The sequence below is a fragment of the Leucobacter insecticola genome, from assembly GCF_011382965.1.
GTDB lineage: Bacteria > Actinomycetota > Actinomycetes > Actinomycetales > Microbacteriaceae > Leucobacter > Leucobacter insecticola.
Genome location: NZ_CP049934.1, coordinates 1,883,309 through 1,906,426, shown reverse-complemented (window position 1 = coordinate 1,906,426; position 23,118 = coordinate 1,883,309). Strand labels below are relative to the sequence as shown.

23 protein-coding genes and 6 pseudogenes are annotated in these 23,118 nt (G+C 61.3%); 16 read left to right on the top strand and 13 right to left on the bottom strand.

Annotation, left to right across the window (positions count from 1 at the left end):
• Window positions 1–27 precede the first annotated feature (27 nt).
• Genes G7067_RS08805 through G7067_RS08795 form a run of 3 tightly spaced genes read right to left on the bottom strand, consistent with a single transcriptional unit; the run spans window position 28 to window position 1,563 of the window.
• Window positions 28–894 carry an SURF1 family cytochrome oxidase biogenesis protein gene (locus tag G7067_RS08805; protein ID WP_166323573.1) on the bottom strand — a complete coding sequence of 289 codons (867 nt, stop codon included), beginning with the start codon at window positions 892–894 and terminating at the stop codon, window positions 28–30.
• Window positions 887–1,132, bottom strand: coding sequence for a hypothetical protein (locus G7067_RS08800; protein ID WP_205881112.1), 246 nt, complete (start codon window positions 1,130–1,132; stop codon window positions 887–889). The genes G7067_RS08805 and G7067_RS08800 overlap by 8 nt, the downstream gene beginning before the upstream one ends.
• On the bottom strand, window positions 1,129–1,563 hold the full coding sequence (locus tag G7067_RS08795; RefSeq protein WP_166323571.1) for a DUF3099 domain-containing protein: 435 nt from the start codon (window positions 1,561–1,563) through the stop codon (window positions 1,129–1,131). Before G7067_RS08795 ends, G7067_RS08800 begins: the two co-directional genes overlap by 4 nt.
• A gap of 98 nt (window positions 1,564–1,661) precedes the next feature.
• Here G7067_RS08795 and fabG point away from each other — a divergent pair, with 98 nt between their 5' ends.
• Complete coding sequence (fabG, locus tag G7067_RS08790) at window positions 1,662–2,372, top strand: 3-oxoacyl-ACP reductase FabG (protein WP_166323569.1); 711 nt, start codon at window positions 1,662–1,664, stop codon at window positions 2,370–2,372.
• A 128-nt stretch (window positions 2,373–2,500) separates the two neighbouring features.
• On the opposite strand, the pseudogene serB reads toward fabG, so the two are convergent.
• Window positions 2,501–3,138: pseudogene (gene serB, locus G7067_RS08785) on the bottom strand (phosphoserine phosphatase SerB).
• Window positions 3,139–3,219: 81 nt separating this feature from the next.
• Here serB and G7067_RS08780 point away from each other — a divergent pair.
• Together G7067_RS08780 and G7067_RS08775 are read left to right on the top strand one after the other, a co-directional pair.
• Window positions 3,220–4,005 carry an ABC transporter ATP-binding protein gene (locus tag G7067_RS08780; protein ID WP_166323567.1) on the top strand — a complete coding sequence of 262 codons (786 nt, stop codon included), beginning with the start codon at window positions 3,220–3,222 and terminating at the stop codon, window positions 4,003–4,005.
• A 120-nt stretch (window positions 4,006–4,125) separates the two neighbouring features.
• Window positions 4,126–4,374, top strand: a complete 249-nt coding sequence (locus tag G7067_RS08775) for a type B 50S ribosomal protein L31 (protein ID WP_166323565.1) — start codon at window positions 4,126–4,128, stop codon at window positions 4,372–4,374.
• Window positions 4,375–4,445: 71 nt separating this feature from the next.
• Here G7067_RS08775 and G7067_RS08770 read toward each other — a convergent pair whose 3' ends face one another.
• Window positions 4,446–5,141 carry an exonuclease domain-containing protein gene (locus G7067_RS08770; RefSeq protein ID WP_205881111.1) on the bottom strand — a complete coding sequence of 232 codons (696 nt, stop codon included), beginning with the start codon at window positions 5,139–5,141 and terminating at the stop codon, window positions 4,446–4,448.
• Window positions 5,142–5,406: 265 nt separating this feature from the next.
• Between G7067_RS08770 and G7067_RS08765 the strand changes: the two genes are divergently transcribed.
• The 4 genes and pseudogenes from G7067_RS08765 (at window position 5,407) to G7067_RS14300 (ending at window position 7,934) form a co-directional block, all read left to right on the top strand.
• Complete coding sequence (locus tag G7067_RS08765; protein ID WP_166323561.1) at window positions 5,407–6,321, top strand: alpha/beta fold hydrolase; 915 nt, start codon at window positions 5,407–5,409, stop codon at window positions 6,319–6,321.
• Window positions 6,318–7,144 (top strand): annotated as a pseudogene (locus G7067_RS08760) (TrmH family RNA methyltransferase). The gene G7067_RS08765 and the pseudogene G7067_RS08760 overlap by 4 nt, the downstream one beginning before the upstream one ends.
• Entirely contained in the window at window positions 7,141–7,692 is a 552-nt protein-coding gene (locus G7067_RS08755) for a hypothetical protein (RefSeq protein WP_244301029.1), read from the top strand. Before G7067_RS08760 ends, G7067_RS08755 begins: the two are co-directional and overlap by 4 nt.
• Before the next feature lie 80 nt (window positions 7,693–7,772).
• Entirely contained in the window at window positions 7,773–7,934 is a 162-nt protein-coding gene (locus tag G7067_RS14300) for a hypothetical protein (protein ID WP_244301028.1), read from the top strand.
• A gap of 331 nt (window positions 7,935–8,265) precedes the next feature.
• Here the strand turns inward: G7067_RS14300 and G7067_RS08750 are convergent, their stop codons facing one another.
• Window positions 8,266–8,760 carry an MFS transporter permease gene (locus tag G7067_RS08750; RefSeq protein ID WP_166323559.1) on the bottom strand — a complete coding sequence of 165 codons (495 nt, stop codon included), beginning with the start codon at window positions 8,758–8,760 and terminating at the stop codon, window positions 8,266–8,268.
• Between the two features lie 108 nt (window positions 8,761–8,868).
• Here G7067_RS08750 and G7067_RS08745 point away from each other — a divergent pair, with 108 nt between their 5' ends.
• The 4 genes and pseudogenes from G7067_RS08745 to G7067_RS14930 all read left to right on the top strand — a co-directional run.
• Window positions 8,869–9,519: a phosphoribosylanthranilate isomerase gene (locus G7067_RS08745; RefSeq protein ID WP_166323557.1), complete on the top strand. Its 651-nt coding sequence runs from the start codon at window positions 8,869–8,871 to the stop codon at window positions 9,517–9,519.
• Window positions 9,516–9,767, top strand: coding sequence for a hypothetical protein (locus G7067_RS14295; RefSeq protein WP_244301027.1), 252 nt, complete (start codon window positions 9,516–9,518; stop codon window positions 9,765–9,767). The genes G7067_RS08745 and G7067_RS14295 overlap by 4 nt, the downstream gene beginning before the upstream one ends.
• Window positions 9,740–11,416 (top strand): BCCT family transporter, encoded by a 1,677-nt coding sequence (locus tag G7067_RS08740; RefSeq protein ID WP_244301026.1) that lies wholly within the window; start codon window positions 9,740–9,742, stop codon window positions 11,414–11,416. The genes G7067_RS14295 and G7067_RS08740 overlap by 28 nt, the downstream gene beginning before the upstream one ends.
• A 101-nt stretch (window positions 11,417–11,517) precedes the next feature.
• Window positions 11,518–12,291, top strand: a pseudogene (locus tag G7067_RS14930) (M23 family metallopeptidase); the annotation flags it as partial.
• Between the two features lie 157 nt (window positions 12,292–12,448).
• On the opposite strand, the pseudogene trpD reads toward G7067_RS14930, so the two are convergent.
• A pseudogene (trpD, locus tag G7067_RS08730) lies at window positions 12,449–13,503 on the bottom strand (anthranilate phosphoribosyltransferase).
• A 159-nt stretch (window positions 13,504–13,662) separates the two neighbouring features.
• Here trpD and ctaE point away from each other — a divergent pair.
• From ctaE to G7067_RS08705, 5 genes and pseudogenes are all read left to right on the top strand, one after another.
• Window positions 13,663–14,292: an aa3-type cytochrome oxidase subunit III gene (gene ctaE / locus G7067_RS08725; protein ID WP_166325999.1), complete on the top strand. Its 630-nt coding sequence runs from the start codon at window positions 13,663–13,665 to the stop codon at window positions 14,290–14,292.
• A gap of 15 nt (window positions 14,293–14,307) precedes the next feature.
• Window positions 14,308–15,107: pseudogene (gene qcrC / locus G7067_RS08720) on the top strand (cytochrome bc1 complex diheme cytochrome c subunit).
• A 46-nt stretch (window positions 15,108–15,153) separates the two neighbouring features.
• Window positions 15,154–16,264, top strand: a pseudogene (gene qcrA / locus G7067_RS08715) (cytochrome bc1 complex Rieske iron-sulfur subunit).
• On the top strand, window positions 16,261–17,877 hold the full coding sequence (gene qcrB, locus G7067_RS08710; RefSeq protein WP_166323555.1) for a cytochrome bc1 complex cytochrome b subunit: 1,617 nt from the start codon (window positions 16,261–16,263) through the stop codon (window positions 17,875–17,877). Before qcrA ends, qcrB begins: the two are co-directional and overlap by 4 nt.
• Before the next feature lie 178 nt (window positions 17,878–18,055).
• Window positions 18,056–18,658 carry a zinc-binding dehydrogenase gene (locus tag G7067_RS08705; RefSeq protein WP_166323553.1) on the top strand — a complete coding sequence of 201 codons (603 nt, stop codon included), beginning with the start codon at window positions 18,056–18,058 and terminating at the stop codon, window positions 18,656–18,658.
• Between the two features lie 36 nt (window positions 18,659–18,694).
• On the opposite strand, the gene G7067_RS08700 is transcribed toward G7067_RS08705, so the two are convergent.
• The 6 genes from G7067_RS08700 to G7067_RS08675 all read right to left on the bottom strand — a co-directional run bounded on the left by G7067_RS08700 (window position 18,695) and on the right by G7067_RS08675 (window position 23,078).
• Window positions 18,695–19,165 carry a TetR/AcrR family transcriptional regulator gene (locus G7067_RS08700; protein WP_166323551.1) on the bottom strand — a complete coding sequence of 157 codons (471 nt, stop codon included), beginning with the start codon at window positions 19,163–19,165 and terminating at the stop codon, window positions 18,695–18,697.
• Window positions 19,162–19,605: a GNAT family N-acetyltransferase gene (locus tag G7067_RS08695; RefSeq protein ID WP_166323549.1), complete on the bottom strand. Its 444-nt coding sequence runs from the start codon at window positions 19,603–19,605 to the stop codon at window positions 19,162–19,164. The genes G7067_RS08700 and G7067_RS08695 overlap by 4 nt, the downstream gene beginning before the upstream one ends.
• A gap of 12 nt (window positions 19,606–19,617) precedes the next feature.
• Window positions 19,618–20,040: a cytochrome c oxidase subunit 4 gene (locus tag G7067_RS08690; RefSeq protein ID WP_166323547.1), complete on the bottom strand. Its 423-nt coding sequence runs from the start codon at window positions 20,038–20,040 to the stop codon at window positions 19,618–19,620.
• A 19-nt stretch (window positions 20,041–20,059) separates the two neighbouring features.
• Complete coding sequence (gene ctaD / locus G7067_RS08685) at window positions 20,060–21,697, bottom strand: aa3-type cytochrome oxidase subunit I (protein WP_205881110.1); 1,638 nt, start codon at window positions 21,695–21,697, stop codon at window positions 20,060–20,062.
• A 17-nt stretch (window positions 21,698–21,714) separates the two neighbouring features.
• Window positions 21,715–22,563 (bottom strand): aa3-type cytochrome oxidase subunit II, encoded by an 849-nt coding sequence (gene ctaC, locus G7067_RS08680; RefSeq protein WP_205881109.1) that lies wholly within the window; start codon window positions 22,561–22,563, stop codon window positions 21,715–21,717.
• A gap of 155 nt (window positions 22,564–22,718) precedes the next feature.
• Window positions 22,719–23,078: a HesB/IscA family protein gene (locus G7067_RS08675; protein ID WP_166323541.1), complete on the bottom strand. Its 360-nt coding sequence runs from the start codon at window positions 23,076–23,078 to the stop codon at window positions 22,719–22,721.
• Window positions 23,079–23,118 lie beyond the last annotated feature (40 nt).

Genomic DNA, 23,118 nt, shown 5'->3' with positions numbered 1-23,118 from the left:
TCGTTCAGGCCTGTCCGGGATCGGGACTCAGGCGTCGAGCATTGCATCTTCAATGTCGGCGTCTGTCGGACCCTTGCGGGCCTTGCGATCAGCTCGCCGGACATCTTGTGCACGCACGATCGTACTGCCTGCGTTGAGCGAACGGTACTCTTGCCGCGCCGCAAACGCCACACCGATGGCCGCAATCAAAATGAACACGTACCACTGCAGCGCGTAGGAGAGATGCGGTCCCTCATCGCGCTCCGGTTTCGGCGGCAGCACACCTGCCTCGCCAGCGGGGGACTCCGTGACGAGCATGCCGTATGCGGCCGTGTACGCCTCGCCCTCGGTCTGCGTCAACTTTGAGAGTTCAGGCAGATCGATGCTCGCGACCGTCGACCCGGACGAGGAACGGCCCGGGATCTGAGGCTCGCCTGCGCGAAGCCGCACCTCAACAACGGTCTGACCTGATGGGGCTTGGGGGAGCTCGCTGGGACCAAAAGCGCCGGAGTCGCCTTCAACCCCGTCGATTGGCACCCAGCCTCGATCGATGAAGAGTACCCGGCCGTCATCTGTGCGAAAGGCTTGGATCAGATCGGATCCGACTCCTTTCGGACCCGGCCGGTTTCTCGCCAGGTAGGGAACGCCCACGTACTCCCCGCGAGCGACGGCTGTGCGCCATTTCTGCTGATCCTCGTTGAATGCGTCGAGTGTCGGGAGCTCCTGCGCGAGTTCCACGGGGGGCGCACCGTAGTTCGTGTCCAAACGGGCGATCTCTGCACGGGCTTCCGCGCGTCTCTCAAACTGCCAGTTGCCAAGCCAGACACAGGCAATCGAGAACACGAGCAGCATTACAAAGTAGCCGATCCAACGCCGGGATCGCAAAAAGCTCCACCCCACCTGCATCTCAGCCATCAAGCTCACTCACCCCTACAACGGTTAACGGAAAGGAGCGCGCTTCGAGAAAGTCACGCAACATCGAGAGATGTTCGTCGCAGGCCAGCCACGTCTTCCGTCGATCCTCGCTGTGGATCTTGGGGTTGCGCCACTGAATACCCCAGCTCGCTTCTTGGGTGCAGGCGGCACGCGAGCATTCGAAGCGCCTGGAGGCCTCACCCCCGAGGCTCAGACCGCCGAGGACCGCTGCATTCACGTTTCATCACTCCGGAGGTCCGTCGGAGGTTCCGTCGGTGGTTCCGCCGCGGGTTCCGCCGCGGGTTCCGTCGCGGGTTCGGCATCTGCGCGCGACGACCGTCGCTCAGGATCCACATCTACCACCAGCAGCACTTCAGAAGCCTCTTCCGCCACGGGGGCTTCCTGCGTGCCCGTCTGCAGCTGCAGCGGATCAGGTGCCTCGGGCGTTTGTTCTCCGCCGTGGGCCACAGCGTTTGCGATCATCACGGCGAACCAGGGGAGGAACACAGCTCCGGCGCCCACGAGCAAAATCCACCATCCGCGCACCCAAAACAGGGAACCGATGCACAGCACACGCAGCGACATCGCCATGAAATACATGCGCATACGGTGCGCGCGGTCCTCGGCGGGGTTCACCCCGGCCGAGGTTACGCTGTAGTTCTTCGCCATGCGCCCCTTCTCCGATGCCTCAACTAGCCTACGCGGTCACGCTGAGGCTTCGCCCCGACTAGGCTTGGAGACGCGCTTTTCCAACTGAAAGGGACCCCATGAGCACTTCTCGCACCGTACTGGTGACTGGCGGCAACCGTGGCATCGGTTATGCCATCGCGGAACGCATGATCGCCGACGGGCACCGCGTCGCTGTCACCGCCCGCTCGGGCAGTGGACCGGCGGGATCGCTGACGGTGCACGCCGAGATGACGGATGCCGCCTCAATTGACGCCGCGTTTACACAGATCGAGGCCGAGCTGGGAGCCGTCGAGGTCATCGTGGCCAACGCGGGGATCACGCGCGACACCCTCTTGCTGCGCATGTCAGAGGAGGAGTTCACGAGCGTCATCGATACGAATCTCACGGGTACCTTCCGCGTCGTAAAGCGCGCGGCAAAAGGGTTGCTCAAGGGACGCTTCGGCCGGGTCATTTTGATGTCGAGCGTTGTGGCGCTCTACGGTTCGCCAGGGCAGATCAACTACTCATCTTCGAAGGCGGCACTCGTCGGCTTTGCGCGCTCGCTCACCCGAGAGCTGGGTTCGCGCGGCATCACAGCCAACGTGATCGCTCCGGGGTTTATCGAAACTGATATGACTGCGGCGTTGGGGGAGGATCAGCAGAAACAGTACCTATCGCAGATCCCGGCCGCCCGCTTCGGCCAGGTGGCCGAGATCGCTGGAGCGGTTTCGTTCCTCGCCGGTGACGATGCGGCATACATTTCGGGCGCCGTCATCCCCATTGATGGCGGCCTTGGCATGGGTCATTGAGTTGCTTCGCAACATAATGACCCTCTCAATGCCAAATACCCGTGGCCGAGGGCGGCCCCGGCGGCATCGCCGCGCAACGCGATGCGTTGCATCAAGCGGCTGGCCGGGCATGGGCCACTAGTCAAGCCTCAGCCCAACCGCTGCAGTAGCGGGATCACGAGCGCGAGGTCCTCCTCAATCGAGACGTCAGCCTGTTCGCGCACGATCGGTTTGCCGTTGTAGGCGATCCCGAGCCCCGCGACCCGCATCATGTCGAGGTCGTTGGCGCCGTCGCCGATCGCGACGGACCGTGAGACCGGGATCCCGCTCGCTGCAGCCCATTCTGTGAGCGCCGCTGCCTTCGCCCGCGCGTCAATGATCGGCCCGACCGTGCGCCCGGTGAGCAGCCCGTCGACCACCTCAAGCCGGTTCGCGCGCCAAAAGTCGAGACCGAGATCCGCCGCGAGCGGATCCAACACCTCGTGGAAGCCGCCCGAAACGACGCCCACCTTGCCCCCGCGCGCGTGCACTTCCTCGATGAGTTCACGGATCCCGGGGAGAGGCGCACCCGATCGTAGGCCTCCTGGAACACCGACTCGGGGGTGCCCGCGAGAGTTGCGACACGCTCGCCCAGACTCTCCGAAAAGTCGAGTTCGCCCCGCATCGCGCGCTCGGTGATCTCAGCGACCCGTTCTCGGGTGCCCGCAACCTCCGCGATCAGTTCGATCACCTCGTCTTGAATAGTGGTCGAATCGCAATCAAGAACGAGCAGCGGTGAAACAGTCATGCGGTCCAGTCTAGAGAATGTCTGCAGGCATCTTCGGGGTGCCGCCCACGAGATCCGCTTCGACTGGCTAGGCTTACGATCATGGTCAACGTGCTGCGCTTCACCGATGTCTCTTATCTGCGGAACGGTCGTCCAATCTTGGACGGCGTGGACTGGACCGTGACCGACAGCGACCGCTGGGTGATCCTGGGGCCAAACGGCGCCGGAAAAACGACCGTCATGAAGCTCGCGACCGCAAACGACTACCCGACCACCGGCACCGTCGATGTGCTCGACAAGCGCCTCGGTCGCGTCGACATTTTCGAGTTGCGCAATCGGATCGGCTTTGTGTCCTCTGCGACCGCCCGCAGGATCCCGGCGAACGAAATCGTGCGTGATCTGGTGCTGACGGCGGCCTATTCCGTCGAGGGTCGCTGGAACGAGCACTACGAAGACATCGACATTCGACAGGCCGAGCGCATTCTTGCGGAGTGGGATCTTGCCGGCTTCGCCGACCACACTTTCGGGACGCTGAGCGACGGAGAGCGCAAGCGCGCACTGATCGCGCGGGCCGTGATGACCGACCCGGAGGTCCTGCTGCTCGATGAACCGAGCGCGAGCTTGGATCTGGGCGCGAGGGAACGGCTGCTGCAGATGCTGTCAGGTTTCGCGCAGTCACCTTCTTCTCCCGCCATGGTGATGGTCACTCACCACGTCGAAGAAATCCCGCCGGGCTTCACCCACGTCATGATGTTGAAAGCGGGCCGCATTCAGGCGATCGGCCCGATGGCGACGACCCTCACCGCTGACAACCTTGAGGCCACCTTCGGCATGCCATTTGAGCTCACCGCGCACGACGGCCGCTATGCCGCCGTTGCACGCCCGTAACCCGATACCCCGGATGCAGCGTTTCGGCCGCGAGTTCTGCTAAAGTAGAACCTTGGCGCGGTCACACCGCAAGACTCTGTGCGCGAGACGCACCATATCCGACTCAATATAAGGACACTCATGAAGACCGATATCCACCCCGAGTACAACGCAATCGTCTTCCGCGACCTCGCTTCGGGCGAGACCTTCCTCACCCGCTCAACGCTGGGTAGCAGCAAGACGATCGAACTCGACGGTGCGACCTACCCGGTCATCGACGTTGAGATCTCCAGCGCATCGCACCCGTTCTACACGGGCAAGCAGCGCATCATGGACTCCGCCGGCCGCGTGGAGAAGTTCAACCAGCGCTTCAAGGGCTTCGGCGCCTAAGCTCCAAGCTTTTACGCAAAAGGGTGGTGGGGATCTTCGGATCCTCACCACCCTTTTGTTTCTGTGCAAGATCAGCGCAACGGCCAGCTGCCGTCCGCCACGAAACTCGGATCCTGGCGCCGCCTGAACTCCTGATAGCTCGCCGCCTGCGCCGCCGCCCAGGCAATCTGTGCACGGTGCAGGTCTTCGAGGTCGCTGGGGATCACGTCTGCGTACTTGCGCGCGATCCGCTGCAACACCCGACCCGCGGCGATCGCGTCGTCCCCGGCATCGTGCGCCGTGCCAATCTCGACACCGTGGTGGGCAGAGACTGCCTCGAGCGTGCGCTTGCCCTTGCGGTAGCGATCAAACTGCTTGTCAATGATCAACGGATCGATCACGGGGGAGAGGTCGGCAGGCCACGGCACCCCGTAGCGTTCGGCCTCCGCACGCAGCAGCGTCAGATCATAGGGAGCGTTGTAAGCGACGATTGGGAAGCCGCGCTCGATCATCTCGGCCAGTTGCACGACAATCTGTTGCACCCCCACTGCGGCGTCGATGCCGCTGGCACGGGCGATCTGGGTGCTGATACCGTGCACGCGCTCGGCGGCCGCGGGGATCTCGATTCCGGGGTTCAGGAGCCAGTCGTATCGTTCAACAACCTCTTCATCAGGGCCGAGCAACGCAATCGTGGCGCTCACGATCCGCGCCTGCGAAGTGTCGATGCCCGTCGTTTCCGTGTCGAACACGGCGAGATTTGAGGCCCAGAGCGGGAGAGGTGAGGTCACGGTGCTCCTTTCGTTATCTTCGATGCTATCGAGTGCTAGTGTCCCGTGTCGCAAATTCGCTTCACATATCCCGGCACTCCGGCGGCGCATCGCGTCGTTGTCGTCACTCGACGATGCAACGGCATCGCCTCACTCCTCCGCCTCGCGCTGCATCCACCGGAGCACCGCTATCTGCAAAGCAACTTGCGACACGGGACACTAGGAGATTGCGGAGCACTCGGGTAAGCGCAGCCGCCTGCCAGAGTGGCCTCGCTAGGATTATCTCGTGACTTCCGCTCTCGTTTCTGCTCGCCCATTTGGTGTACCGACGCTCGGTATCCAGACTCGCGCCTGGCAGTATGGCGATCCTGCGGGCACACCCCTGATCTTGGTCCATGGTTTTCGGGGGGATCACCACGGCCTTGAGGAGATTGCCCGCGAGGTTGCTGCGGTACTGCCGAGTGTGCGCACAATCGTGCCGGATCTGCCTGGCTTCGGTGAGACCCCGGCGATCCCAGGCCGCGAGCACACGATCGAGCTTTACGGCGAGTGGCTGCGAGCGTTTGCCGCCGAGGTCGCGCCGGAGGGTCATGCGATCCTGGGGCACTCATTCGGATCTCTCGTTGTGTCCGCCGCGATTGCTGGTGGACTCGATCCGAGCAGAATTATTCTCATCAACCCCATATCTGCGCCGGCGCTTGAGGGGCCGAAGGGGGCGCTGACGAAGCTGACGATCGGGTACTACCGGACCGCCGAGATCCTGCCCGCGCCTGCGGCGAAGCAGTTGCTGGGAAACCCGCTGATCGTCCGTGCGATGAGCGAGGTCATGGCAAAGACCGGGAATCCCGAGCTACGGGCCTGGATCCACGGCCAGCACGCTCAGTATTTCAGCACCTTTTCGGATCCGTCTACGCTGCTGCAGTCTTTCCGCGCGTCGGTATCTCATACCGTACTCGAGTACTGCGCGTCTTTTGACCGGCCGACACTGCTGATTGCGGGGGAGCGCGACGATATTACCGACCTCTCGAAGCAGCTTGAACTGAAGCATCGGGTTCCAGGATCGCGCCTACGCATCATTCCCGGCACCGGTCACCTCGTGCACTACGAGGCGGTCGCGGACGCGGTGGCGTTCATCAGCGAGTTCCTTGTTGAAACGGCAGCAGACACGCCGGCCAGCACGGTGAGCGAGTGTGTCGCGTGAGGGTCACGCATATTACTGACCTTGCCGCTCCCGAACTCGCTGACTACACGCAGCTCACGGATGTGGCGCTGCGGCGCGTCCGGGAGCCCGCGGAGGGGCTGTACCTTGCTGAATCCCCGAAGGTGATCGAGCGGGCATTGCGCGCGAGGCACGTTCCGCGCTCGCTGCTCCTCCTTAAAGAATGGCTGCCGCGCGTCGAGCCGCTACTCGCGGATCACCCGGAGGTGCCGGTGTACGTGGGGGACTCCGTGCAGCTCGAGACGCTGACGGGGTTTCATCTGCACCGTGGAGCGCTGGCGTCGATGCATCGGCCCCGCAACTGGATCCGGTCGAACTTCTGCGGCGCTCGCGGCGGGTGGTGGTGCTTGAGGACCTCGCGGACCACACCAATGTGGGGGCGGTGTTTCGTTCGGTGGCGGCGCTCGGGGCGGACGCCGTGCTGTTGTCGCCGGCGTGCGCCGATCCGCTCTATCGTCGGGCGGTTCGCGTGAGCATGGGGGCGGTGTTGCAGGTGCCGTGGGCACGACTCCCGGAGTGGCCCGTTGCCGGGCCGATGTTTCGTGAGGAAGGCTACGAGCTGGCCGCGTTTGCGCTGCGCGACGACGCCGAGGATCTTGCGGATTATGCCCAGCATTTGCCAGACAAGCTCGCGCTCCTGTTTGGTACGGAGGGGGAGGGGCTGAGCCGTCGCGCACTGGCCTCGGCGGCACGCACGATCCTGATCCCGATGGAACACGGCGTTGATTCACTCAATGTTTCCACGGCCGCGGCCCTGGCGTTGTGGGCGGTTCGCACCGCAGACCAGCGAGCGGGGGAGTCGTGAGTGTGGCGGGCCTCGACACCAGACGTCGTTTGGGGGCGCTGTGGTCGCTCCTGTTCTGGGTCGCTGTGGGCGTCGGATCGTATGTACTCGGTGTGCAGAGCGCGCTCGGGCAGCAGGCTGAGGCGAGTGTGCTTGACGCGGCGAGATTCACCACCGATCCGCCGGCACCGCTGAATCTGGTGTCGGTGCCATCGGTGGCGTTCTCATTGCTCGCCGTCAGCGCACTGGCGTGGTGGGTGCATGGTTTCCGGCGCGGCATCGGCGTTCTGACGGTCTCGCTGTGTGTCTTGGCGGCCTCCCAGCTGTTGAAACTGCGACTACTGACGCGGCCGGGGCTGTTTGAGCTTGATGCGCCCAATACGTTCCCGAGCGGCCACATGACGTTCTTTGCGGTACTTGTTGCGGCGCTGATCTGGGCGGTGCCCGCGAAGATGCGCGGGCTGGTGATGCTCGGGGATCCGTATTGCTCTCAGCGGTCGGCTGGCAGTTGCTCGCGTACGGATGGCACCGCCCGAGTGATGTGTTCGGTGCGATCGCGCTGTGTGTGAGCGCGTTTGCGGTTGCCACGATCATGAGGCCTGCGACCTCTCGGGGTTCGGTACAACTGGGACGCACACTGAGCATTGTTATGGCGGTGATTGGCTGGGGCCTGGTGCTCGTGGCAATGGTGTTCACGATCGTTGCTGCTGCGAACACGAGCCAGGCGCTGATGCTCGATGCCGGTCAGCTCGCGGCGGCTGCGGCCTCGACGCTTGCGTCACGCTCGCTGTTCCTTCTGAGCAACGGCTAGTCCTGAACGAACCTGGCGAGCCTGCGAGCCTGGCACACCTGCGAGCCTGGCACGCCAGCATGAACCCAGCGTGTGCGCAAGTCGTTCTTATGCGCACCGATAACAACCATCTGCGCACACAGCACTCCGTACCAGCGTTGTGACACGCACTCAAGAACGCACCCAGGGTTCGTACCCAGACAAGCACCCAGGGTTCGTACCCAAGACACGCACCCAAGCTTCCCAGCCCACGGTAGATTATCGTACACCGCTCCGCGGTAAGCACGATAATCTATATTATGTCAGCTTGAGTGTTCGCAAGGCTCTCCCCAGACCACCACACTGCTGCCGATCACGGACGCGCAGGCGGAGTATCCTGCGCCTGCGGCGCATCCGTGACGATCAGCACTTCGCCGGGCTTCACAAACCCGGTCGACTGCGTAAACTCGGCCTCAGCAAACCCGCCCGACATCACCGCGGCAGCTTCGCGCCGCAGCTGCCGCAGCGACGACCACAGCAGCAAGGCTGCGGACACAATCGCCGCGGTGAGCGCGAGCGGAAACCACGTCTCGACGTAACAGCCCACGAGGATCACCAAGACGTGCCACACGGCGAAGCCCGCGACATCGGGCCACGACAACGCCCGATCCCGCCTCACCGAAGGTCGAGACCGCACGAGAAAGGCCATCAGCAGCTGCCCCAGAAACACCGAAGGAATCGCGACGAAGAGCACCCACAAGAACACCCAGCCACCAGCACCGAAAACGCCCCAGCCGATAAGCAACCACATTGGTAACACAAAGGCCGCAGGAAACAGCCAGAGATACATCGCGCGCCGCAACCACATACGTTCACCCTAAACCCGGCCTGATCAGAATGTCCTGAAATTACGGTGAGGGCGAACACGGCGCTACTCCCCCGCTACCCTTGATGAGGGCAAACCAAAGGGGAGACCATGTACATCAAGATTTGCGGACTGCGCGATGCGGAGATGACGCGTCGCACAGTTGACCTTGGAGCTGACGCTATCGGCGTCGTGATGAGCCCAGGGAGTCCACGCGACACCTCCCCCGAGATAGCCTCAAGCATCGTCTCCGCCGCGCGCGCGGCTTCGGCCTCGGTCGACACGGTGCTGGTCGTCAACCGCATGCCCGCCGCCGAGGCCGCCTCTCTCGCGGCCCATCTCGGCTTCGACGTACTACAACTGCACGGCAGCTACTCCGCCCAAGACTTCGAGGCAGCGAAGCAACACATTTCCAGGGTGTGGCGCGCAACCTCGCTCGCAGCCAACCCCGATCTCCGCGCCGGTGATTTCGGCGAGGAGCGTCTGCTGGTCGATGGCACACGCCCCGGATCCGGCGAACCCTGGGACCTTAGTGCGCTGCAAAACGCGCAGCTGGGTGACGAGTGGATCCTCGCGGGCGGCCTTGATCCCGAATCCGTCGCGGCAGCGATCGCCCAGTCGTCACCGTGGGGCGTTGACGTGTCGAGCGGGGTTGAGCGCTCCCCCGGCGTGAAGGATCCGGCACGCATTCAGAGATTCATCCGCGAAGCCCGACAGGCTTCAAGCGATACCAAGAACAACCCGAAGGAAACTTCAGTTTGAAAAACCCACTGCCCAAAAGCTCACTGCCCAAAAGCCCGAGCAACCGCAAGATCCGCATTCCCTCACTGCCGACCCCTCCGCACCCGGGGCTGATCCCGGGTATCGGCGTCGAGCAGACGGGCGTCCGTTTCGGTACGAACTGGCTGGTGTTGTCGGTCACCGTCGCGCTCACCCTTGCGGTGATCCTCTGGGCGTTCATCGCCCCGACAATCTGGCGGCGGTGGGCAGCGCGGCGCTCGCTTGGGTGAGCACCAACTTCGGGTGGCTCTTTGGCGCGCTCGCAATCACGGTCACCCTGTTCATGCTCGTGGTGGGTTATGGCCGCACGGGCGGCATCCGTCTGGGCGCCGACGACGAGAAACCGGAGTTCTCGACCGGGTCCTGGATCTCCATGCTCTTTGCTGCGGGACTCGGGATCGGGCTGCTCTTCTACGGCCCGCTCGAACCCCTCACCTACTTCCTCAATCCCCCGCCCGGAGTTGAAGCGGAGCCCGGATCAGCCGAGGCAGCTCTGCCCGCGCTCGCACAAACCCTCCTGCACTGGGGACCCATCGCCTGGGCGTTCTACGCGCTCGTTGGCGGCGCAATCGCCTACAGTTCCTACCGCCGCGGTCGAGCACCGCTCATCTCAGCGCTCTTTGAGCCGGTGTTCCCCGGCGGCACCCACCGCTTGCTCGGTCGAATTATCGATATCTTCGCGATCATCGTGACGCTATTCGGCACCGCAGTCTCGCTCGGGATCGGGGCACTGCAGATCGAGAGCGGGTTTATGGTCGTCACGGGTCTTGGACCGATGGGCAACGTCTTTCTGATCGGCGCGATAGCGATCCTGACCTCGCTGTTCATCGCTTCGGCGGTGTCAGGGGTGAAGCGCGGGATCCGCAGGCTCTCAAACCTGAACATGGCGATTACCGGCGCGCTCGGCTTGTTCGTGCTGATTGCGGGGCCAACGGTTTTTCTGCTGAACCTCTTTCCAACTTCCATCTTCGCGTTCTTCGACCAGTTGGGCATGATGATCTCTCGCAGCCCGAACCAGGGAGCCGAGACGGCAGAATTCCTTTCCACCTGGACCACCTACTACTGGGCGTGGTGGGTGTCTTGGACGCCGTTTGTTGGCATGTTCATCGCCAAGATCTCCCGCGGTCGCACGCTGCGCGAGTTCGTCACCACGGTGGTGCTCGTGCCGTCTGCAATCGTGATCGCCTGGTTCGTTGTGTACGGTGGCACTGCGATTTTCATGGGATTGAACGGCGAGAATCTTCAGTCAGGGGGCTCGGGCGAAGAGGTGTTGTTTAATCTCTTGCAGCGACTCCCCCTCGGAATGCTCACGTCTATTGTCGCGATGATCGCCGTGCTCGTGTTCTTTGTCACCGCCGCAGACTCGGCCTCGATCGTGATGGCGTCGATGTCACAGGGTGGGCGTCCGGAGCCGTCAAAGTGGGTCACGGTTGTGTGGGGTCTGCTGCTCAGCCTCATCGCGATCGCGCTGCTGCTCGCAGGCGGCAGAAACACGCTCTCAGGGCTGCAATCACTCATGGTCGTTTCAGCGCTACCCTTCGCGGTTATTGTGATTGGGATCATGATCGCCTGGGCGAAAGACCTGCGCACGGATCCCTTCATCATCCGACGCAAGTATGCGCAAGCGGCCATCGCGCAGGGAGTCAGACGCGGGATCGACGAGTACGGCGATGACTTTGTCTTTGGCGCGAGCGAGGTTCCTGCAGAGGAAGGAGCCGGCGCAGGCTTTGACAGCGAGGATCCAGCGCTCACCGAGTGGTATGTCGACGCCACCACGCAACCGATCCAACACGTCGTTCCCGCCGAGGATGTGGAACGCACCCCCGAGCCGGGCCGGATCCAGCCCGCCTCAAATTCGGAACCGACGGACCCCCACTAGAGAAAGTTCACAACGAAATAGCTTTCATCGCCACAAGGTTGTAACCTGTTCGTTATCTTCCGACGCGGCCTCTCCGGCCGCTTCCCTGACCGAAAGTTCGTATGCCAGACACCTCCGCACCGCCTCCGGTTCGGTACCCTTCTCGCAAGGTCCTGCGCGAGCAAAGGGTCCAGCAGCAGCGAGCCCAGCAGCAGAGGGTCCAGCATCAGCGAGCCCAGCATCAGCGAGCCCGGCATCAGCGGGTCCAGCAGGAACCGCCCCTCCCCCAAGTAGCAGCTTCCCTCCCAGAGGTGCGTGTTCCTCAGATCGCCCATGTGCCGCATGTAGCGGTAGCGCAAGGCACCCCCGCCTGCGGGCCAAAGACATTCCGTCGCAAACTTGCCGGGATCGCGGCAGCCGGCAGTGTCTGTGCGTTGGTGCTCGCCCTCTCGCTTCCCGTCACACAGCACGCCGAGATCGCGCAACCCGCGGCAGCCGCACAACAGCGACTTTTCAGCTCGGTCGATGTTCCGTTCGAAGAACTTCCGGCCTCACTCGCTGAGATATCGGCAGTAGAAATTGTCGATTCACAGCCAACCTCCTTCGCGGCCAATCCTGAGATGGTGGTGAATTATCCGATCTATGCGTCCGTGACGCTCACCGACACCTTCGGGTATCGCACTGCGCCCGTGGAGCAATTTCACGATGCCCAGGACTTCGCGGCCGCCGCTGGCACCCCGATCTACGCGATCGCCGACGGCAAAGTCATCGAGGCGGGTTTTGCGAGCGACGGCTGCGGCTTCGCCCTGCAGCTTGAGCACGAGATTGACGGCAAGAAAGTGACGAGTCGGTACTGTCATATGCAGGTGGACTCTCACAGCCTGTCAGTCGGCGACGAAGTGAAGATGGGTGATCCCGCAGGTCGAGTCGGCAACACGGGATGTCTTTCGGGCCCCACCTGCACCTCGCGCTCGTCGTCGATAAAGTACCGACTGATCCGATTCCGTTCTTGGCGAAGTACAGTCGCGTCAAGCGCTAGCGTCGTGGTCGGCCTTACTTTTGAGAGGTCGACCGCACCCAATCATCGAGTTTTGTCGCAGCCTTACCCGAGTCAATCGTCTCTTCTGCGACCTTCAGCTTCTCCCCCAGCCGCTCAAGAAGCGGCCGTTCAATGGATTCGGGCTTGCTCGCAAGGTCGAAGGCGACGAGTCCGGCGGCGGCATTGAGTAGCACAATGTCGCGCACGGGACCGCTCTCCCCGAGAGCACCCGGCGCACGACGGCGGCGTTCTCATCTGGCGTGCCACCCACAAGATCCCGGATCTCTGCACGCTTGATGCCGAGATCCCGAGGATCGATGTCGTGCTCGGTCAGCCCACCGCGGCTGACCTCCCACACCCGCGAGTGACCAGTGGTGGTCATCTCGTCTAGGCCATCGTCGCCTCGAAAGACCAGCGCAGAAGCGCCACGCAACCGAAAGACGCCAACGAAGAGCGGCACACGCTCGATATCTGCCACGCCAACCGCGGAGGCCTCCGGTCGCACGGGGTTACAGAGGGGACCGAGAAAATTGAACACCGTGGGAATGGCGAGCTCTTTTCGCGCCGCCGCAACATGCCGAAACCCCGGCAAAAAATGCGCAGCATGCACAAAAGCGATGCCCGTCTCGGCAAACGAAGCCGCAAGTCGATCTGCATCAAGCGCGAGATCCACCCCGAGCGCGCTCAGCACATCAGAGGATCCCGACTGGCTACTGGCCGCCCGATTCCCGTGCTTTACGAGCGGAGCGCCAGCGGCCGCGGCGACAACAGAGGCCATTGTGGAGACATTTACCGTGCCGAAGCGGTCTCCCCCGGTACCGACAATGTCGAGGGACATCGCAGGAAGGTCAATAGGAAGCGCCTCAGCAAGAATGGCATCACGAAAGCCAATAATCTCGTCGACGGTTACTCCTTTTGAGCGGAGCGCAACCAAAAACCCGCCTATCTGCGCGCCACTTGCTTCCCCTCTCATAAAGCGAGACATGGCCCACTCAGCCTGCGACACGCTGAGGTCGTCGCCTTTCAAAAGCTCACTCAGAATAGTTGGCCAGTTGCGCTCATCAATCATGGAGACATCCTATCGAGGGCGCTTTCGGTGGGGTGCGCGCGGAGAGGGGCAAATTCGCGATAAGCTTGTCAGGTAGTTCGCAGAAAGTTCGGCGCGCCGTCTCGGTGTCAAAACACACACCAAACTTTCAGCCATAATGGAGAGGTGACAACGACCACAATGAATACCAAGTCAGCCGTGGCCTCGGTGAAGCGACCAAATATCGTCGCCGTGGGCACGATCGTGTGGCTCGGCAGCGAGGTTATGTTCTTCGCCGGCCTCTTCGCGATCTATTTCACGCTGCGTGCCATGAACCCAGACCTTTGGGCAATGCAGGTAGAGAAGCACAACTTTACTTTCGCACTGATCAACACACTGGTTCTGGTCGCCTCCTCCTTTACCGCTCAGGCCGGTGTTTTCGCCGCCGAGCGGATGCAGCCGAGAGCAACCGGCCGAGGCATGGGAAAGTGGGGCACGGTCGAATGGTTCTATCTCACATTCTTCATGGGAGCCATCTTCGTTTCGGGCCAGGCCTATGAGTACGCGACCTTTGTCTCTGAGGGCATCACGCTCTCGGGAGATCCATATGGCTCAGCCTTCTACATGACCACGGGCTTCCACGGGATCCACGTTGCTGTCGGCCTGGTTGCCTTCTTGCTCGTCATCGGCCGCATTTACTCGGTGAAGAACTTCACGCACAAGGAGGAGACCACCGCCGTCGTCGTGTCGTACTACTGGCACTTCGTCGACATCGTGTGGATCATCCTGTTCATCGTCATCTATGTCCTGCCTCTCGTGCAGGGATACTAAGGAAGGCCAGAACACATGGCTCGCGCCAAGAATAACGTCCGTAAGTCGGGCCGCCGCCACCCGCTCGCAACCGCAGCTCTCCTGGCCGTAGGTCTTCTCGTTACCGGTGCCGCATACGCTGGCTTTAGCCAAACATCCGCGACCGCTGAGATTGACCTCGAGTCCCCCGCCACCATCGAGGCAGGCGAGAAGCTCTTTGGGGCGAACTGCGCGACCTGCCACGGTGCCGGGGCAGAGGGAACCGTTGATGGACCTTCACTGATCGGCGCGGGCGCCGCTTCCGTTAATTTCCAGGTCGGGACCGGTCGCATGCCACTCGCTTTCCAAGGCCCCCAGGGCATGGTCAAGCCATCTCAGTTTACGCAGGAGCAGACATTGCAGATGGCTGCATATGTTGCCTCGCTGGCACCGGGGCCTGATCTCCCCAAGAGCCAGTACCTGCAGGGCGACGGTGATGTCGCAAACGGCGGTGAGCTGTTCCGCATTAACTGCGCGATGTGCCACAACGTTGCCGCTGCCGGTGGCGCGCTCACCGAAGGCAAGTTCGCTCCGAAGCTCACCGGGGTAGCTCCGACGCATGTCTACGAGGCCATGGTGACCGGCCCGCAGAACATGCCGGTGTTTAGTGATACCAACATCTCCCCCAGGAAAAGGCCGACATTATTTCGTACCTCAAGTACATTGACGAGTCACCCTCCGTAGGCGGTCTGACGCTTGGTTCGATCGGTCCGGTTGCTGAGGGGCTCTTCATCTGGATTATCGGCCTCGGCGTCATTATCGGCATTACCGTTTGGGTTACCGCGAAGTCGAACTAGTCGACAACGCACACAAGCATTTATGAGTCAGGAGTCAAGGAGCAACATGGCAGAGGAAGCGAAGAACAGCGGCGAAAGCGCCGCTGTCGCAACCCATGGCCACAGCGCGGTGGAGGCCTCAGCAGGAACTGCTGTGATTTCATCCGACGCGGTGCAGAATCCGGGCCTTCCCCACACCGTAAGCGTGTGACGGACCTCGATCCGAAGAAGGCGAAGCAGGCTGAGCGTGTTGTGTACACACTCTTCTACGTTTCAATTGCGGGCAGCCTCGGCGCTGTACTCGCTTACATGTTCTTCCCGATCGAAACGGGCAGTCTACTGGCGATCCGTCTGCAGACGATGTTCGTGGGCCTTGGCATGACGCTTGCGCTACTTGCCTTGGGCGTCGGCGCGGTGCACTGGGGCAAAGCACTCATGGCCGACCACGAGTCGATCGACGAGCGTCACCCGGTACCGAGCGCGCCTGAGGTACGTGAGAGTGCAGCCGAGGTGTTTGAGCTTGCCGACAAGGAGTCGGGCTTCTCGCGACGCTCACTCGTGCGTAACAGCCTCATCGGTGCGCTCATCGCGTTCCCGCTTCCCGGTATCACTCTGCTGCGCAGCCTTGCTCCACAGGATCGTGATCCGGTGCAACTTCTGAAGCACACCATGTGGGACAAGGGCATCCGCCTCGCCCATGACCCTCTGGCGCACCGATCCGTGCCGCTGACGTGACCATTGGATCCGCATTCCAGGTCATTCCTGAAACACTGACGCACGAGAAGTTTCACGAACTCTCGCTCGAAGAACGTGGAGGCAGCGAAAACTTCCTCGACGCCAAGGCAAAAGCTATCGTGCTGTTGATGCGCCTCGACCAGTCGCAGCTTAAGGAATCACCGGACCGCAAGAACTGGTCCTACGATGGCATTGTCGCTTACTCGAAGGTATGCACCCACGTGGGATGCCCCGTGGCACTTTACGAGCAGCAAACACACCACCTGCTATGCCCATGCCATCAGTCACAATTCGATGTGTCTGAGCACGCGAAGGTCATCTTTGGCCCGGCTAAGCGACCACTGCCGCAGCTCCCCATCACCGTTGACAAGGATGGCTTCCTCGTCGCACAGAGTGATTTCCATGAACCTGTTGGCCCGAGCTTCTGGGAGCGTCTCAAGTGAGTAGCACCGTAACTGACACCTCCGCCCAGCAGAACGGCTCCAGCCGTTTTACTGCTGCGGCAGCAAACTACATTGATGAGCGCACCAAGGTTGGCGTCGCGGTCAAGGAGTTTGGCCGAAAGGTCTTCCCTGATCACTGGTCATTCCTGCTTGGTGAGGTCGCTCTCTACAGCTTCGTCGTCATCCTCATCTCAGGAACCTTCCTGACGCTCTTCTTCCAGGCCTCGATGGTCGAAACCGTGTATAACGGCCCCTACGTATCCATGAAGGGCGTGGAGATGTCGGCTGCAATGGCCTCGACTCTCGACATCTCGTTCTCCGTGCGCGGGGGTCTGCTGATGCGTCAGGTGCACCACTGGGCAGCATTGCTGTTCGTGGCTTCGATCGGTCTGCACATGCTACGCATCTTCTTTACGGGTGCGTTCCGCAAGCCACGCGAACTCAACTGGGTGATCGGTTTCGTGCTCTTCATCCTTGCTATGGCTGAGGGCTTCACTGGTTACTCTCTCCCGGATGATGTGCTCTCGGGTAACGGCCTGCGCATCATCGACGGTCTCCTGAAGTCGATGCCCGTTATCGGTACGTACTTCTCCTACCTTTTCTTTGGTGGCGAGTTTCCGGGTACTGACATCGTCGGCCGCCTGTACATGCTGCATATCATGGTGCTGCCCGCGCTGGTGATCCTGTTCGTAGCGCTCCACCTCGCGTTTGTGGTAATTCACAAGCACACGCAGTACCCCGGTCCGGGCAAGACCGAGCAGAACGTTGTCGGCTTTCCTGTGCTCCCCGTGTACGCAGCGAAAGCAGGCGGATTCTTCTTCATCGTGTTCGGCATGATTGTGCTGATCGCTTCCTTCGTGAGCATCAACCCGATCTGGAACTATGGGCCATACGATCCCTCACCGGTATCTGCGGGTACTCAGCCGGACTGGTACATCGGTTTTGCCGATGGCATGCTCCGTTTGATTCCGCCGGGCTTGGAGACCGAGTGGTTCGGCTTCACCTGGTCTTGGAACATGCTTATTCCGATGATCATCATGGGCCTGTTCATCGTGCTTGTAGCGATCTACCCCTTCATTGAGGCTTGGGTCACAGGCGACAAGCGTGAACATCACATCCTGGATCGCCCCCGCAACGCTCCGACTCGCACTGCGATCGGCGCTGCAGGAGTGACCTTCTACGGTGTGATGTGGGCGGGAGCAAGCTCTGACCTCATGGCGACGCACTTCCAGCTGGCGATGGAGGGCGTGATCCACACCCTGCAGGCTCTGCTCATCCTCGGACCGATCATTGCCTACATCATTGCGAAGCGCACCTGCCTCGCACTGCAGAAGAAGGATCGCTCCATCGCTCTGCACGGCTACGAGTCCGGCCGCATCGTTCGCCTCCCAGGCGGCGAGTTCGTCGAGGTTCACAAGCCGCTTGACGAGTACGAGAAGTGGGAGCTGGTCAGCTACGCCGACTACGCGCCGATGATGCTCCGTCCGAACGACGACGGCCGCATCCCGTTCTCGCAGAGGCTGCGTGCCGGCTTCAGCCGGTGGTTCTTCGAAGACCGCATCGTTCCCCCAACCAAGGGTGAGCTTGAGAAGGGTCACAACGAGGGGCACTAGTACCTCGCTCAGATTGGGCCTCGCAGGTTTTTCCTGCGGGGCCCATTTGTGTGTCTGTAGGAAGACACGAACGTCACGGTCCTGACGAAAGTCCCCCATCCTGACAAGAGTCCCCCATCCCCGCATTGACTCTTACGCGGTTATGGGAGACGCTCGTTGGGAAGGGAGACATTCGTCAATGCTCACGCTCGGCACGTGTCTGCGTCTAGTGTGTGGGCGAGAGAGCAACAACTGCACCGAGGCGCTTGCCGGTCGAGGGTACGGGGCGGACGGTGGCATCGCTGACTACGTGCTCGTCACAAACACCAGAGACATTCTTCGGCTCAACGGCCTCGACCCGGTGACCGCGGCCCCGATGACGGATGCGGGAGCCACTGCGTTCCACGGGGTGAATCGGGTGCGTGGTTTGCTCGGAGCGGATTCGACGGCGTTCGTGTTCGGAACAGGTGGTCTAGGTTCGTTTGCGATCCAGTTTCTTCGAGTGCTCACCCCCGCGCGGATCGTGGCTGTCGATATGCTTACAGAGAGAAGGAAGCTCGCGCTGCAGCTCGGCGCGCATGAGGCGATCGCCGGCGTGGATGAACACACGCTCGGAGTCATTCGCGACATGACAGCAGGCCGTGGCGCAGACGCGATCCTCGATTTCGTGGGACTTGACGCGACGATCAACACCGGTGTCGCGGGGGTGCGTCCAGGCGGGGCATACGGAGTGATCGGCGCGGCCGGCGGCAGCCTGACGGCAAACTCAATAAGGGCAGTCTTCGTGTGCGTGCGGTCGTGACCTTGGCCTAGAAACAGACCGCGACGACATCCAGGTTCAATAACGGTTGTCTGCGCCGCGCAGCAAGGACCAGGCACCGAGGTGGATCGCTGAAGACACACGCTCTTGCCCGTCTTCTTCCTCGAACCCGCGGAACACTGGCAGCAGACCTGCACGGAGCTCCGGAAGGTTCAGTGCTGCGACCCCCTGGAAGATCATCCGAGAGCACGCTTCGAGATCCTTTGCGGTGGGATCCCCTGGAACGAAACCTTCGAGAGGCTGACTCCCTGGAGTGAGACGCGTGATCGCACGCTCACAGCACGCGAGAAAGAGGTCCTGCTTCGTGTGGAAGCTCGCGTAAACATGAGGCTGCGGGACGCCCGCAATCCTCGCGATCGCGCTGGTGGAAGCGCCGTGATAGCCCACGCGCCCAAACTCGTGTATCCCGGCCTCAATCAGAAGCTCACGATTCTCGCCGGGCTTACGACGCGGACGACGCTGCGGAGGACCCGACTCGGCCGCGGTCAACTCAGGTCAAGGAGCTTGCGGTAGTGCTCCCCCATGGCTTCGAAGCCACGATGGTTGTAGAACGAGCCAATGCGAGAGGTCGACGCCGAAAGCTGGCGCACCCCGCGGCCCATGCAGTAATGCTCATTAGCCTGCATCAACCTGTCGCCGACGTTTGCCCCCCGGCTCGCCTCATCAACCACAATCTCTTGCAGGTGAGCCGTCAGTCCGGGTGCGTGCAGGAGACGTGAAACCGTCAACAACGAATAGCCCACAACCTTGCCGTCGTTTTCGGCGACAAACAAAACGTTGGCCTCTTGGTCGCGGCGACGCAGAATGTTGTCAAGCGCGACAAGGAACTCATCGCGTCCTATGGGCTCACGCCCCGTCTGATACTGGCGGGCCAGAGTGAAGAGCGCCGAAGCGTCTTCACTCTGGCCACGCCTGATCGTGATGCTCACGAGTATGGATTCCTAGCGGGCGAAGTTGCCGCGGTAGTACTCGTAAATCCAGCCGACGACCGCAACGATCACCAGCGGCAGTCCGAGGAAGGACAACCAGAAGTTGAAACCGATGCAGAGGCCCAGGACGACGACCGCGATAGCGAAGCCGAGGAACAAGGGCCACCAGCTCCACGGGCTGAACTCGCCCAGCTCCGGATCCCCGTCGTCGATGTCAGCAGTCTCGATGTCCTCAACGAGGACACCCCCCTGCTTCTTCTTGGTGAGAGCTAGATACGAAGCAATAAAGCCCGTCAGACCAGCCGAGAGGAGGATCGTGATGGATCCGGCCCACTCAATTCGGTCATGCAGCGCAATGTTCCAGAGCGTATATACGGTGGAGATCACCACAAAGTATGCGGTCAATATCCAAAAGATAACGATGTTTGATTTCATCTTTAGCTTCTCCTGCCCGTTACTTCTTCTCAGCGAGCGCCGGCGCAGGCTTCGGCTGCTCCACGCCACTGACTTCGGGGTGGTTCAGATCGAATGCAGGCGACTCGGAACGAATACGCGGGATCGAGGTGAAGTTGTGACGCGGCGGCGGGCACGAGGTTGCCCACTCGAGCGAACGTCCGTAACCCCACGGGTCATCGACGGTCACCTTGGGTGCGCGGCGTGCGGTGATGTACACGTTCAGGAGGAACGGGATCATCGAGACGCCCAGCACCATGGCGCCGACGGTCGAGAGCTGGTTGCCCCAGGTAACGCCGTCTGCGGGCAGGTAGGTGTAGTACCGACGCGGCATAGCCATGACTCCAAGCCAGTGCTGGACGAGGAAGGTCATGTGGAAGCCGATGAACAGGACCCAGAAGTGAATCTTGCCGAGTCGTTCGTTCAGCATCTTGCCGGTCCACTTGGGCCACCAGAAGTAGAACCCAGCGAACATCGCGAAGACGACGGTTCCGAAGATCACGTAGTGGAAGTGGGCAACCACGAAGTAGGTGTCGGAAAGGTGGAAGTCAAGCGCGGGCGAAGCCAGGATGACACCGGTGAGTCCGCCGAACACGAAGGATACGAGGAAGCCGAGCGCCCACAGCATGGGCGTCTCGAAAGTGATCGATCCGCGCCACATGGTGCCGAGCCAGTTGAAGATCTTCACGCCGGTCGGAACCGCGATCAGCATCGTCATCAGGGCAAAGAACGGCAGCAGCACCGAACCGGTCACGTACATGTGGTGCGCCCACACGGTCATCGACAGCGCAGCAATCGAGATCGTTGCGTAGATGAGCGTCTTGTAGCCAAAGATCGGCTTGCGGCTGAACACCGGGAAGATCTCGGAGACAATGCCGAAGAACGGCAGCGCGATGACGTACACCTCGGGGTGGCCGAAGAACCAGAAGAGGTGCTGCCAGAGAATCGCTCCGCCCTCACCGCTAAAGATCTGAGCACCGAAGATGCGATCAGCTGCGAGGCCAAAGAAGGCCGCTGCCAGCACGGGGAAGATCAGCAGGATCAGGATCGAGGTGATCATCGTGTTCCAGGTGAACACGGACATACGCCACATGGTCATGCCCGGAGCGCGCATCGTCACGATGGTCGTGATGAAGTTCACGCCACCCATGATGGTGCCGAAGCCGCCAATACCGAGACCCAATACCCACAGGTTTCCGCCGTCACCCGGCGAGTAGGTCAGCTCAGAGAGCGGCGCATACGCGAACCAGCCGAAGGACGCGGCGCCCTGCGGCGTCAGGAATCCACCAACGGCGATGAGCGACCCGAAAGTGAACAGCCAGAACGCAAGCGCGTTGAGCCTGGGGAACGCGACGTCGGGGGCGCCGATCTGTAGCGGCATCATGACGTTTGCGAATCCCGCGAAGAGCGGTGTTGCAAACATCAGCAGCATGATCGTGCCGTGCATGGTGAACAGCTGGTTGTACTGTTCCTTCGTCGCGACGACCTCCAGGCCGGGCGCAAACAGCTGCGCGCGGATGAGGAGAGCCATCAGGCCGCCAACCAGGAACCACACGAAGGAGCTGATCAGATACATGTATCCGATCACCTTGTGGTCCGTGGACGTTAGCCACGAGACAATGACATTGCCCTTCTTCATGTTTCTGCTATCCCTCATTAGTCGTTCTGAGCCTTAGCTTCGTCTCCGAAGAAAAGCTCCTGATTCGGGTTGAAGTCTGCCGATACCTGGCCGGTGTTGCCGGCGTCCCTCAGCGACTTGACGTAGGCGTCGTATTCATCCTGCTCGACGACACGGACCTCGAAGAGCATCATTGAGTGATACTCACCGCAGAGCTCAGCACACTTGCCCATGAAGGTGCCGGTCTTCGTTGGTGTGAAGCTCATGTAGTTCGTCTGTCCCGGGATCATGTCCTTCTTGTAGAGGAACTCGACCACCCAGAACGAGTGAATGACGTCGCGGGTCTCAAGCCTGATCTCGGTTGTCTTGTTCACCGGCAGGTAGAGCACCGGCATCGTCTCTTCTTTGGCGGACCCGTCGTCGTTGGTCTGCACCTGAACGCCCTGGAAGTAAACATCTTCATTCACGTAGTTGAAGTCCCAGGCCCAACGCTTACCAAACACCTCGACGATGTTCTCGGGAGAGTCGTAGCGGGTTTCAATCTTGCTCTGCTCCTGCGCGGTGAAAGCGAAGAAGCCCAGCACCAAGATGACCGGGACGACCGTGAAGAACGTCTCGATTGGCATGTTGTATCGCAGCTGCACCGGCAGGCCAGTCTGACCCTTACGGCGGCGGTACGCGATCGTGGCCCAAATAATGAGGCTCCACGTAATCACACCCACAACAAGCAACACGATCCACGATGTCACCCACAGACCGGTGAGGCCGTCCGTGTGGTTCGTAGCCCCGTCAGAACCCGCGGGGAGGAAGCCCCGCTCCTGCTCCGGGGTGCAACCAGCAAGCGCCAGCGCTGCTGACAGCACCACTGGGGCCGCGACCCATTTCATTCGACGATTGGAACGCACCGCATACCTTTCGAATTGTCTTCTCGCACACGCGACGTGCGCCTGAAACTTATGTCTCCTCAGTAAGCTTAGCGCGAACCTGAGCGTTCCCCGTACACACGCCGGGAGTTATTCACACTCGTGTCGCGCCAAACCGGTTAGGCGAAGCTGTCACCGCAGGCGCAACTTCCCTGCGCATTGGGATTGTCGATCGTGAATCCCTGCTTCTGAATGGTGTCTTCGAAGTCAATTGTCGCGCCGTTGAGGTAGGGAATGCTCATCGCATCGACCGCGACCTCAACACCGTCAAAGCTGACGACCGCATCGTTCTCAAGTTCCCGTTCATCAAAGAACAACTGATAGATCAGTCCCGAGCAGCCGCCCGGCTGAACGGCGATTCGAAGTCGCAGATCGTCGCGACCCTCCTGCGAAAGCAAGCTACGCACTTTGTCGCGCGCGGCGTCACTCAATTTCACACCGTGACCCTCGGTCTTTAGCTCAGTTGTCGCGGCGCCCATGACTACTCCTCATTCAACGTGTGATATTTGCGATACAGTC

What these genes read in the sequence shown, in the direction of transcription:
- G7067_RS08805 (WP_166323573.1), bottom strand. Translation starts at nt 894, where the DNA reads ATGGCTGAGATGCAGGTGGGGTGGAGCTTTTTGCGATCCCGGCGTTGG.
- G7067_RS08795 (WP_166323571.1), bottom strand. Translation starts at nt 1,563, where the DNA reads ATGGCGAAGAACTACAGCGTAACCTCGGCCGGGGTGAACCCCGCCGAG.
- fabG (WP_166323569.1), top strand. Translation starts at nt 1,662, where the DNA reads ATGAGCACTTCTCGCACCGTACTGGTGACTGGCGGCAACCGTGGCATC.
- G7067_RS08780 (WP_166323567.1), top strand. Translation starts at nt 3,220, where the DNA reads ATGGTCAACGTGCTGCGCTTCACCGATGTCTCTTATCTGCGGAACGGT.
- G7067_RS08775 (WP_166323565.1), top strand. Translation starts at nt 4,126, where the DNA reads ATGAAGACCGATATCCACCCCGAGTACAACGCAATCGTCTTCCGCGAC.
- G7067_RS14300 (WP_244301028.1), top strand. Translation starts at nt 7,773, where the DNA reads ATGGCGGTGATTGGCTGGGGCCTGGTGCTCGTGGCAATGGTGTTCACG.
- G7067_RS08750 (WP_166323559.1), bottom strand. Translation starts at nt 8,760, where the DNA reads ATGTGGTTGCGGCGCGCGATGTATCTCTGGCTGTTTCCTGCGGCCTTT.
- G7067_RS08745 (WP_166323557.1), top strand. Translation starts at nt 8,869, where the DNA reads ATGTACATCAAGATTTGCGGACTGCGCGATGCGGAGATGACGCGTCGC.
- ctaE (WP_166325999.1), top strand. Translation starts at nt 13,663, where the DNA reads ATGAATACCAAGTCAGCCGTGGCCTCGGTGAAGCGACCAAATATCGTC.
- G7067_RS08705 (WP_166323553.1), top strand. Translation starts at nt 18,056, where the DNA reads ATGCTCACGCTCGGCACGTGTCTGCGTCTAGTGTGTGGGCGAGAGAGC.
- G7067_RS08690 (WP_166323547.1), bottom strand. Translation starts at nt 20,040, where the DNA reads ATGAAATCAAACATCGTTATCTTTTGGATATTGACCGCATACTTTGTG.
- ctaD (WP_205881110.1), bottom strand. Translation starts at nt 21,697, where the DNA reads ATGAAGAAGGGCAATGTCATTGTCTCGTGGCTAACGTCCACGGACCAC.
- ctaC (WP_205881109.1), bottom strand. Translation starts at nt 22,563, where the DNA reads ATGAAATGGGTCGCGGCCCCAGTGGTGCTGTCAGCAGCGCTGGCGCTT.
- G7067_RS08675 (WP_166323541.1), bottom strand. Translation starts at nt 23,078, where the DNA reads ATGGGCGCCGCGACAACTGAGCTAAAGACCGAGGGTCACGGTGTGAAA.